This window comes from Ewingella sp. S1.OA.A_B6 (genome assembly GCF_049889095.1).
Classification (GTDB): domain Bacteria; phylum Pseudomonadota; class Gammaproteobacteria; order Enterobacterales; family Enterobacteriaceae; genus Ewingella.
In genome coordinates, this window is the sequence record NZ_JBLJFK010000013.1 from 12,629 (window position 1) to 23,914 (window position 11,286).

9 protein-coding genes are annotated in these 11,286 nt (G+C 55.9%); 8 read left to right on the forward strand and 1 reads right to left on the reverse strand.

Annotation, left to right across the window (positions count from 1 at the left end):
* The first annotated feature begins 275 nt into the window (after nucleotides 1-275).
* The 6 genes from ACMV8I_RS18125 to yncE all read left to right on the forward strand — a co-directional run bounded on the left by ACMV8I_RS18125 (nucleotide 276) and on the right by yncE (nucleotide 6,919).
* Nucleotides 276-1,214 (forward strand): ABC transporter permease, encoded by a 939-nt coding sequence (locus tag ACMV8I_RS18125; RefSeq protein ID WP_498866665.1) that lies wholly within the window; start codon nucleotides 276-278, stop codon nucleotides 1,212-1,214.
* Between the two features lie 2 nt (nucleotides 1,215-1,216).
* On the forward strand, nucleotides 1,217-2,077 hold the full coding sequence (locus ACMV8I_RS18130; RefSeq protein WP_498866666.1) for an ABC transporter permease: 861 nt from the start codon (nucleotides 1,217-1,219) through the stop codon (nucleotides 2,075-2,077).
* Nucleotides 2,074-3,066, forward strand: a complete 993-nt coding sequence (locus ACMV8I_RS18135) for an ABC transporter ATP-binding protein (RefSeq protein ID WP_498866596.1) — start codon at nucleotides 2,074-2,076, stop codon at nucleotides 3,064-3,066. The genes ACMV8I_RS18130 and ACMV8I_RS18135 overlap by 4 nt, the downstream gene beginning before the upstream one ends.
* Nucleotides 3,056-4,090, forward strand: coding sequence for an ABC transporter ATP-binding protein (locus tag ACMV8I_RS18140; RefSeq protein ID WP_498866597.1), 1,035 nt, complete (start codon nucleotides 3,056-3,058; stop codon nucleotides 4,088-4,090). The genes ACMV8I_RS18135 and ACMV8I_RS18140 overlap by 11 nt, the downstream gene beginning before the upstream one ends.
* Nucleotides 4,071-5,585, forward strand: coding sequence for an ABC transporter substrate-binding protein (locus ACMV8I_RS18145; protein WP_498866598.1), 1,515 nt, complete (start codon nucleotides 4,071-4,073; stop codon nucleotides 5,583-5,585). Before ACMV8I_RS18140 ends, ACMV8I_RS18145 begins: the two co-directional genes overlap by 20 nt.
* Before the next feature lie 263 nt (nucleotides 5,586-5,848).
* Nucleotides 5,849-6,919, forward strand: a complete 1,071-nt coding sequence (gene yncE / locus ACMV8I_RS18150; protein ID WP_498866599.1) for a 7-bladed beta-propeller protein YncE — start codon at nucleotides 5,849-5,851, stop codon at nucleotides 6,917-6,919.
* A gap of 212 nt (nucleotides 6,920-7,131) precedes the next feature.
* On the opposite strand, the gene ACMV8I_RS18155 is transcribed toward yncE, so the two are convergent.
* On the reverse strand, nucleotides 7,132-9,417 hold the full coding sequence (locus ACMV8I_RS18155) for a TonB-dependent siderophore receptor (RefSeq protein ID WP_498866600.1): 2,286 nt from the start codon (nucleotides 9,415-9,417) through the stop codon (nucleotides 7,132-7,134).
* Nucleotides 9,418-9,717: 300 nt separating this feature from the next.
* On the opposite strand from ACMV8I_RS18155, the gene fes reads away from it, so the two are divergent.
* Together fes and ACMV8I_RS18165 are read left to right on the forward strand one after the other, a co-directional pair.
* A complete protein-coding gene (gene fes, locus ACMV8I_RS18160; protein ID WP_498866601.1) occupies nucleotides 9,718-11,067 on the forward strand; it encodes an enterochelin esterase in 1,350 nt (449 codons plus the stop codon).
* Nucleotides 11,054-11,284 (forward strand): MbtH family protein, encoded by a 231-nt coding sequence (locus ACMV8I_RS18165; RefSeq protein WP_498866602.1) that lies wholly within the window; start codon nucleotides 11,054-11,056, stop codon nucleotides 11,282-11,284. The genes fes and ACMV8I_RS18165 overlap by 14 nt, the downstream gene beginning before the upstream one ends.
* Nucleotides 11,285-11,286 lie beyond the last annotated feature (2 nt).

Here is an 11,286-nt window from a genome sequence, read left to right on the forward strand (position 1 = left end):
CCATCCAGCTTCAGTCTTCTCAACGTATAAAAAACATGCAATCACAGTGCCAGATCCCAGCAATGACAAAACTAGCATTTTTACTAACTACCGGTGATATGGCGCTAAGGCTAACGTAGGGCGACAGGGTAAAGGATCTTCAGAGGCCGAAAGCCGAAGAGGGAAGCGGCCGGTTTTCGCAGATGAATCTGATAAAGCGCCATTGCACTATGGTGGTGCGCGATCCTCTTTGCCAGCCCATCCCTGCACCTGCATACGTCATTAAGAGGATTGCCATGCACCGTTATCGTTTTCTGCTCTGGCGACCGCTGCAACTGCTGCCGGTATTGCTGGGGATCAGCGTTCTCACTTTTATCATGGTGCGCGCCATTCCGGGCGATCCGGCGCGGATCCTGCTCGGTGTGCGCAGTTCGCCGGAAGCTATTGCCCGCATCCGTGCGCAATACGGACTGGATGATCCTATCTGGCAGCAGTATCTCTATTTCCTGCGCAATTTGCTGCACGGCGAAATGGGCAAGTCGTTGATCTACCGCGTCGATACGCTGAAGCTAATTATGTCGCGTATCGAACCGACCCTTTATCTGGTGCTCGGCAGCGTGCTGCTGGCCCTGTTATTTACGGTACCGCTGGCGGCGGCGGCGGCGCGAAATCGCGGGCGCCTGGCCGATCAGGCGATCCGCCTGCTTTCCACCATTGGTCTCGGTTTGCCCGCATTCTGGCTGGCGATCATGATGATTTTACTGTTCAGCCTGTCGCTGGGTTGGTTTCCGGTTTCAGGCTACGGCAGTGACGCAGGCGAGCGTCTGCATCACCTGTTTTTACCCTGTTTGACAGTGGCACTGGCGCTGTCCGCAGTGCTGACCCGCAATCTGCGCGCCAGCCTGCTGATGGAATTACAGAATGACTACGTCACCGCCGCCCGTGCGCGCGGACAAAACGAAAACCGTATTTTCTGGCGGCACGTCATGCCGAATTCGCTGGTGCCGACCGTCAATCTGCTGGCGGTGAACATTGGCTGGCTGATTGGCAGCACGGTAGTGATTGAGAGCGTGTTTGCCATTCCCGGCATGGGGCAACTGCTGGTGAAAGCGATCATCAGCCGTGACTACATGGTGGTGCAGGGCGTGGTGTTGGTGTTTGCGCTGGCAACGGTGGGCGTGAATTTGGTCGCTGATCTGGTAACGGTGGCGCTGGATCCGAGGGTGAAACTATGAAAATGAGCATGACTAACAAGATGGCGACGCCACGGTTCAGCTCTTATCACCTGCGCTGGCTACCGCGCCAGCAGGCATTGCGGCTGGGGATGTTGATGTTGCTGACGTGGGTTCTGGTCGCGCTGCTCAGCCCGTGGATTGCGCCTTATGATCCTATAGCCCAGGATGCGGCCGCAACGCTGTTGCCGCCCAATATGGCACATCCGTTCGGCACTGATAACTTTGGCCGAGACATCCTCTCGCGGGTGATGTGGGGCGCGCAGGTGGATCTGCAAATCTGCATCATCGGCGTCATTTTCCCGTTTATCTTCGGCACGCTGATTGGCGCATTCTCCGGCTATCTCGGTGGTGCAGTCGACACGTTCTTCATGCGGGTGATTGATGTGGTGCTGGCGTTTCCTTTCCTGGTTCTGATGCTGTCGATCATTGCCATTCTTGGTCCGGGCCTCGGCAGTTTTTACATCGCGATGGCAATGGTCGGCTGGGTGTCCTACGCGCGTCTGGTGCGTTCGCAGGTACTGACGCTCAAACACCGGGATTTCATTCTGGCGGCGCGCAGTCTGGGCTACAGTCATCCGCGCATTCTGCTGTTACACCTGCTGCCAAACGCCCTGACCAGTTCGCTGGTGTTCTCAATGTCCGATTGCGTGCTGGTGTTGCTCAGCGGCGCGTCCGTCAGTTATCTCGGCCTTGGTGTACAACCGCCGGTTGCCGAATGGGGCGTGATGGTCGCCGAAGGCCAGAGTTTTATCACCACCGCATGGTGGATAACCACCTTTCCCGGTCTGGCGATTGTGGTGCTGGCGATGAGTTTTAGCCTGCTGGCTGACGGTCTGGGCGACAAACTGGGAGAGCGGCCATGACCCTATTGCGGGTTTCCGGTTTAACGATTGAAGACCGGCAAGGTATCACGTTGGTGGATAAATTGTCCCTGACGCTGAACGCGGGCGATATTCTCGGGCTGGTAGGTGAGAGCGGCTCGGGAAAAACCCTGAGCTGCCGGGCGATGATGCGTCTTTTGCCGGGCCAAGGACTGAGCATCAGCGGCGGTGAAATTCTGTTTAACCGAACGAATTTACTGACCCTGAACGACCAACGCATGACGGCAATACGCGGACGGGAAATCGGCATGATTTTCCAGAATCCCGCCAGCCATCTCAATCCGGTGATGACCATCGGCCAGCAAATTGCCGAAAGCCGTCGCTTACATTTCGGTGCGAGCCGCCGTGAAGCCCATCTTCAGGCGATAGCGTTATTGCGGCAGGTAGGCATTCCTGATCCGCAGCGCCGTGCAGACAATTATCCCCATGAGTTTTCCGGCGGCATGCGCCAGCGCGCGATGATCGCTGTCGCCTTGGCTTGCGAGCCGAAAATGCTGATCGCCGACGAACCCACCACCGCGCTGGACGTTACCGTGCAGATGCAGATTTTACGGCTGCTCCGCGATCTGCGTGACCGGCTCGGCATCGCTATTATTTTGATCACCCATGACCTTGGCGTGGTGGCACAAACCTGTGACCGCATTGCGGTGATGTATGGCGGCCGTCTCTGTGAAAGCGGCGAGAAGCGTCAGGTGCTGGCGCAGGCGTTGCACCCTTATACTCGTGGCCTGATTGACTGCCAACCCGCCAGCGAAGGCGGTATCGGGCGGCTGATCACGTTGCCCGGCCAGCCGCCGGTTGCCGCACGTTTCCCTGACGGCTGTCGTTTTCATCCACGTTGTACCCGCGCCACGTCGCTATGCCAGCGCGTTCAGCCCGCCATGCAAACCGCTTCATTTGCTCACAGTCACGTGACGGCCTGCCATCATCCGCTGCACGTCATGATATCCGGGAGTGAACATGGTCAATAAACCCTTTCCGCTGCTGGAGGTGGAAGCGCTGTCTGTGGCTTTTCCGGTCTCCGGTGGTTTTGGTCTTAAAAAACGCTATGTACAGGCGGTGAACGGCGTCTCGCTGTACATCAATGCGGGTGAAACGCTGGGGCTGGTCGGTGAATCGGGCAGCGGCAAAAGCACCCTCGGCAGAGCGATTTTACATCTGGAGGAGCCGTCCGCAGGCCGTGTGCGCTTTCGTGGGCGGCTGATCACTGACGGCATAAAGCCGGATATCGCCCGCCTGCGTCAACAAACTGCCATGATTTTTCAGGACCCGTACTCGTCACTTAACCCACGGCAGACGCTGGGCGAAAGCATTGCCGAAGTGCTGCGGGTGCATCACAAAGTGACGAAAGCGGAGATCCCTGCGCGCGTTGATGCGTTGCTGACGCTGGTCGGTCTTAGCCCGGAACACGCGGGCAAACGTCCACAGGCGCTGAGCGGCGGGCAATGTCAGCGCGCCGGTATCGCCAGAGCGTTGGCCATCGAACCCCGTTTGATCGTCGCCGATGAGTGCGTTGCGGCGCTCGATGTGTCGATTCAGGCGCAAATCATCAATTTGCTGATGGATCTACGCGAAAACATGGGGCTGGCGATCCTGTTCATTGCGCATGATTTGGCGATTGTGCGCCGCCTGTGCGACCGCGTGGCGGTGATGTACCTCGGGCGGATCGTCGAAAGCGGGCCGACGCAGACCGTATTTAACGCGCCGCGCCATCCTTATACCGCCGCCCTGGTGGCGGCCATTCCTGAGATCGACCCCGACCGGCCGCTGCCGGAACATCCGCTACAGGGCGAGCCGCCAAGTCCAGTCTTTTTGCCGGCAGGCTGCGCTTTTCACCCACGCTGTGCCCATGCGCTTCCCGCATGCCGGCAGGGCGCGGCACCAGAAACCCGGCATATTGCCGACCATGCCTTCGCCTGTGTGCTTGACGGCCACAGCCGCGACAGGCTTTATCCGATGACTGAAGGAATGTTACATGAAGCAAAAGCATTTTAACGTTGTGGCCGCCGGGGTGTTGCTGGCGTTAAGCCTGGTCAGCGAAATGGCGCAGGCTGCGGGGGTGTTAACCATTGGTCGTCGTGAAGACAGCACCACCTTTGATCCGATCAAATCCGCGCAAAACGCCGATAACTGGGTATTCTCCAATGTGTTTGATCCGCTGGTCCGGGTCGATAACAGTGGCACTAAACTGCTGCCGGGGCTGGCGGAAAGCTGGACTATCTCGCCGGACGGCAAGACTTATACGCTGAAAATGCGTGAGGCAAAATTCTCTGACGGCACGCCAGTCACCGCGTCTGATGCGGTTTTCAGCCTGACGCGTATCCGTGACGATGCGGCGTCAATGTGGAAAGACTCTTACAGCATCATCGACACCCTCAAAGCCCCCGATGCCCATACGCTGGTGATAACCCTAAAAACCCCGTCGGCGGCGTTTTTATCCCAGCTGGCGCTGCCGAATGCCTCGGTGATTTCACAACAGGCGCTGACCAAACAGGGCGCGGAGGATTTTGCCGAGCACCCGGTTGGTTCTGGCGCATTCAGCGTGAAAGAGTGGACGCGCGGCGAGAAAGTCGAGCTGGTGAAAAACCCGTATTACTGGGATGCGACGAAGGTCAAACTGGAGGGTGTTGAGTGGCTGACGCTGCCGGATGACAACACCCGTATGCTGAAATTGCAGGCCGGAGAAATTGATGCCGCGCTGTCGATTCCGTTCTCGCGCATTTCGTCGCTGCAAAAAGATCCGAAACTGAACGTCGAACTGGACCGTTCCACCCGGGAAGACCATCTGCTGATCAACCATGCCCACGGCGATTTAGCCAAAATTGAAGTGCGTCAGGCACTGGACTTCGCTATCGATAAGAAATCCATTATCGATACCGTGACCTTCGGCTACGGCAAAATTGCGAACTCCTATATCCCTGACGGCGCGCTCTATCACTATGCCGATAACTTACAGCGCCCTTATGACCCGGAAAAAGCCAAACAGCTGTTGGCCGCCGCTGGTGTGAAAAACCTGACGCTGAAATATCTGGTTAATGCCGGTGATGAAGTCGATGAACAGATCGCCGTTCTGCTGCAACAACAGTTGGCAAAAGTTGGGATCACCGCCAATTTGCAAAAAGTGGACCCAAGTCAGAGCTGGGACATGCTGGTGGCCGGGGATTACGATATTTCAGTCATGTACTGGACCAACGACATTCTCGATCCGGATCAAAAAACCACCTTCACGCTGGGCCACGATTCGAACAATAACTACATGACGCACTACCACAACGAGAAGGTGAAGGCATTGGTCGCCGCCGCCCGGATCGAAATGGACCCGGCAAAACGCGAACAGATGTACATCGATTTGCAGAAAATGGCCAAAGCTGACGTGAACTGGATTGACCTGTATTACAGCCCGTATCGCAACGTCACCCGTAAAAATATTAAAGACTTCCACCAGAATCCGTTAGGCCGTTTCACGTTAGAGGAAACGGTAAAAGAGTAATGTGTGCCACACCAGTGAAAGTAAGCCGTTAGAAAAAAGTTCGTCCCCCTTTGCCCACTTTCGAGTGGGCTTTTTATTGTCGGGCCCTCCGTGAAACTCGGGCAATCTTTCAGCGAGAACTCCTCAATTCTCTCATTTCTCATGGCCCTATGGTTGAATTTGAATTAGAATGATAACAATTATCATTTCTATTTATAATTCACGTTGTTGCGGTTGATCTGAACCACCGTGGCGGCTCTGTTACTTATTGTTTGAGAGGATTTATGGCATCGATTACATCCCCATTAATGAAGAAGCGCATCCTGCCGCTGGCGTTATTCATTTCACTCGTGACCTCCGGTTCTGCCTGGGCTGAAAGCACTTTCAACGTTGAGCGTAAAGCGGTCAATAAAGGCGTGTATGAACTGGTGTACCGCTCGCCGCAGGCTTTATATGTGGCAACAACCGGCAGCCGCAAGCTCGACCAGGGTGGCATTCTGTATCGTCTTGACCCGGCCACGTTGAGCGTTACGCAGACCATTAAAAATGCGCTGAAACCCTTTGGTCTGGCGATGAACAAGAAAACCGACACGCTGTTCCTCGGTAATACTGTCAACAGCGCGATAACCGCCGTGGATGCAAAAACGGGGGAAGTGAAGGGGACGCTGGTGCTGGATAAGCGCCCGCGTAGCGAAACTGAGCGTCCGCTGGCACCGCGTGAGTTGGTCGTGGATGAGAGAACCGACACCGTTTATATGGGGGGATTAGGGGATCAAAGTGTCGTGTGGGTCATTGACGGCGCGACGCTGCAACTGAGAAAAACCATCGAAGGCCTGGGGAAGTATGCGACAGGGCTGGCGCTCGACAGCGCTGCATCACGTTTGTATGTCACCAACGCGAACAACGAATTTATAACTATTGACACCAAAACCAATGCGGTTCTCTCCCGCGTGAAACTGGACGCCGACGGCGAACACTTTTATCTGAACATCGCACTGGATCCGGCTACCCATCGCGCCTTCCTGACTGATTCAAAATCGCCGCAGTTACTGGTGGTGGATACAGAGAATGGCAAAGTACTGCACAAAACCGACCTGCCGGTATCGCTGGCGGTGCTGTTCAACCCGGTTCGCCATGAAATTTATGTCACCCACCGTGACGCGGGCAAAGTCAGCGTGATTGACGCTAAAACCTATAAGGTGTTGCACACCATCGACACACCGGTTCACCCGAACAGCCTGGCGCTGTCGGACGACGGTCAGTCGCTGTTTGTCACTGTGAAACAGGCGTCATCGAAGCAGAAACAGGCCAGCGAGCCGGATGATGTGGTACGCATAACCTTTACTGACAAGTAAATATACCCGTCATACTTCGGGACGCAGATGCGTTGGCTGCATTCGCTCACCCGAATCACTTACTTATGTAAGCTCATCGGGATTTCCTCATTTGCCGCCTTTCTGCACCAAAAGTAGGCGCCTCTGGGCGACTCGAATTATTTTGGGTCTATGTTTAGAAAAAATGCCGCTGCGAAGTGATTCACAGCGGCATTTTTTTAGCGTAGTTCAGCTTAGAAGTGCGTATTCAGGCTCATATAATACGTTCTGCCCGGTTCGTTGTAGGTTGCGGCACCGGCGCCGTACATATAGGCGTTAGTGGTGGCGTTACCGACAGTCTGGGCGTTGCCTTCGCGGAACTGGCGTTTATCCAACAGGTTATCAATGCCCGTCGTCACGCTGACGTATTTATTCACCGCGTAGGTGCCGCTCAGGCCGAATACCGCGTAAGGGCTAACTTCCTGCCGTTCGCTGCCGGTGACTGCTTCACCCTTGTAGTTGTATTTCTTCGGCTTCTGACGGCCATACCAGGTCATGGTGGATTGCAGAGAGAGGTCTTCCGTGGTCTGCCAGCTCAAGGTGGAGTTGATGGTGAACTTCGGAATAATCGACAGATAATCGCCGGTCTCTTTATTCTTGCTCTCGATCATGTAGGTACCGTTGTTATTCCAGGCGACGGTGTCGGTCACCGGAATATTCAACGTTCCTTCCAGCCCCTGAACCACGGCTTTCGAGACGTTCTCCCAGCGGTAAATATCGGACTTACCGTTGCTCGATGTACCATTTGGCAGGTAACCCGCTTCGATTTTATCGCGATAATCATTCCGGAAGTAGGTCATACCCGCCAGGTAACCATTGCGGTGAAACTCCAGCCCGATCTCTTTATTGATGCTGGTCTCGGCTTTCAGGTCGTCATTACCCAACAAGTAGCATCCTCCGGCACTGGCGGCACAGCCCTGACCTTTGCTGTAGAGCACGTAGTTCGGGTTGGTTTGGTAGAGGCTGGGTGCTTTGTAGGCGCGGGCGATACCCATTTTCAGCGTGAAGTCGTCACCCAGTTCCTGCGACAGGTTCAGGGACGGGCTCCAGTTATCACCGACAACCGAGTGATGATCAAAACGCAGGCCTGGCGTCAGCGTCGTGCTGTCAGTCAGATCCATATTGTTTTCCGCAAACAGCGAAAAAATCTCAGCCGAGGCGTAAGGGCTGCGGTTGCTGCTATCTACCCCGGCAATATCTCCACCCAACATGGCCTGGGTATTGGAGGAGAGATCTTTCATCTTTTGCTGATTCCACTCGGTGCCGAAGGTCGCGGTCTGCGGCACCCCGAGGTCGAACGGAATGCTCACTTCACTGTGCAGCAGTACGTTATCGAGAGAGGTGGTATTGAAATCGGTGTTGGCGAAGATCCCTTCGGTGCCGCCAGCCAACCCCTCATTCAAACGCGTATTTTTGGTTTTCTCATACTGCACATAGTTAGTGGTACTGATGCCGTTGTCCCAGGCCCCACGATAATTCAGCGCATAGGTCTGGCGGTAAATGCGGTTAGTCTCATCGCCATACTGGCTTTTCACCAGGTCGCTGGTGTTGGTGTTTTGCGTATCACCCGCATACAGGTTGCCCTGACGGCCATTATAAACCTCCAATTCCAGCGACTGCATTGGGGCGAAATCCCAGCGCAGCAGGCCATCGATATTTTTATCAATCACCCCTTCGCGCCCCGCAGGCAATGTGTCCGCGTAGGTACCGGTGCGTAAAGACTGATGCCCTTGGTTGATGTCCTGCGCGTCAGCCTGAGTTTTGCTGTAGCCGCCAAACAGGCGGAAGCTGAATTGATCGCCGAGCGGACCGGCCAGACTGAAGTCGGTACGTTTGGTCGAACCTTCCTCATCATGCTGCGGCACGTTCATGTAGGTATTCCATGAGCCGTGCAACGCTTTGGTATCGCGTTTGGTGATGATATTCACTACGCCACCTGCCGCACCGTTGCCGTAGCGCGCAGCGGCCGGGCCACGCAGCACTTCGATGCGTTCGATCATATCGGGCGGTACCCAGGCGGTGTCGCCGCGGGTATCTCGCTCGCCACGCCAGCCCTGACGCACCGAGTTGCGGCTGTTGGCCGGCAGGCCGTCGATCAGGATCAGGGTGTTTTCTGGGCCCATACCCCGAATATCGATCTGACGGTTATTGCCGCGCTGGCCGCTGGTGGAGTTGCCGGTCAGGTTAACGCCGGGCATGGTGCGAATCAGTTCGTTAATATCACGGGCCGGAGGCCGTTTTTTGATTTCATCCGCAGTGATGGTGGAGACGCCCGGTGCCTGCAGGTTTTGCTGCGCGGCGGTGACCATGATGGTGTCACCATTGAGGTCTTCAGTTTTACCGTTCTCTGCTTGATCTGACGCTGCTGCAACCGTTGTGGGGTTGGTGGTTGCGGCGCTGAGAGAGGTAGAGAATGTGCTGGCCCCGAGGCCCAATCCTAAAAGCGTCGCTAAAGAGTAGCTGGACAATGTGTTGTTCATGTTCGTTCCTGGTCCGGTTTCCGTTCCTGAACTACTGGTTGCAATGGCTGCATGAGGAGAGATAAAAGCCAGCAGCAGGACGGCCGGTGATCGTGTTGTGTGAAGTCAATTTGTGTCGTCAATCGTTGCCCACCTATTATGGGCAGACACACACTATTGCAAATGAAAACAATTATCAATACCATTCCCTTTATCGTTTGGCGTAACGCTGAAAATAACATCCTCATGTAACTTGTTATAAATAATGAGGTTATTGTTATGTTAAATAAATAATCCATAATGTGAGTAGGGATGTTTAAAATGGGATCAGAGTCAGAAAGTGGCACGCTGTTGTCCAGCAGGCATGCGGGGAGTAACCGCTGGTGGCTGGATATTGCCCGACGCGGGACACCATGGATTGAGCCTTCAGGGCAGGGAAACTGGAAAGTCACCTTCTTCTGGCGTGACCCGCAAGGCAGCGAATTTACCTCGACCTGTGAACGCGTGTGGATCAACATCACCGGCAAGACCGATCATCATCAGCCCAATCCTCCTCAAAGCCTGCAACGCCTGAATGGCACCGATGTCTGGTTCTGGCAAACCGACATGGAAGCGGGTTGGCGCGGCAGTTACAGCTTTCTGCCGGCCACTGAAAACCGGCCTTTTACGCCGTCGTCAGACGATCCTCATACCAACATGATGGCGCTGCGCCACTGGTGGCGTGACCGCTTTACCACCTCGACTGCCGACATCCTCAATGCGCACCGCAGCTGGCCCGGCGGGCGCGGGCATCGCGTCTCCGGGCTGCATATGCCGGACGCACCGGCGCAACCGGCGTGGCGAGATTTCGACAATTTCGCCACCGGTTGCGGCCGCTGTACGCCAGCACCGCCGACCTTGCTACAAAAACATCAATGGCATAGCCCACGCCTCGGTAACAGCCGCACGGTTTGGGTCTATACCACCGGTGACAGCGATCCCGCCTCGCGCCCGCTGGCCATTCTGCTCGATGGCCAGTTCTGGTCGCAGCAAATGCCGGTCTGGGAACCGCTTCATCAGCTGACGGAGCAGGACAAACTGCCCGAAGCCGTTTATCTGTTAATTGAGGTGATCGATATCGAACACCGCAGCCGCGAACTGACCTGCAATGCTGACTTCTGGCTGGCGGTGCAGGAGGAGCTTTTGCCGCAACTGCGCGCCTGGGCGGCTTACAATAATTCGGCCGACACCACCGTGGTGGCCGGACAAAGTTTTGGTGGACTCTCGGCGCTTTACGCCTGTCTGCACTGGCCGCAAACCTTTGGCTGCACGCTCAGTCAGTCCGGCTCGTTCTGGTGGCCGCAACGCCAGGCCTCGCAGCCGGAAGCGTCTGAGGATCAATCCGGCTGGTTGCTGCGCCAAATTGAGCAGGGGGTAGGGCAGGCCGCACCGCTGAAAATCTTTATGGAAGCCGGTGTGCATGAGCGCCTGATCCACCGGGTGAACGGCGAACTGGTGAATTTGCTACAGGAGACGCCGCATCAGGTTCATTACCGCGCGGTGGCCGGCGGGCACGATGCCCTTTGCTGGCGCGGCGGTCTGATGGACGGGCTGGCGATGCTGTGGTCGCCGCACTTTGTTGCCACTGCGCCGGTACGTGAAGCTGAAGGAGTGTGTGATGGAAAACCTTAACCCGTTTGATGACCCAAACGTAGTGTGCTGCGTACTGACTAACGATGAGCAGCAGTTCAGCCTGTGGCCGGAAACCCTCTCGGTTCCTGCAGGCTGGCGCGTGGTCTTTGGCCCGTCGGCCCGCGAGCAGTGTGCCAGCTGGCTGGAGGCCAATTGGCGAGACATGCGTCCGCAATCCCTGCGCCTGCATGATGCAGCCTCTTTCGAACAGGAGTGAAC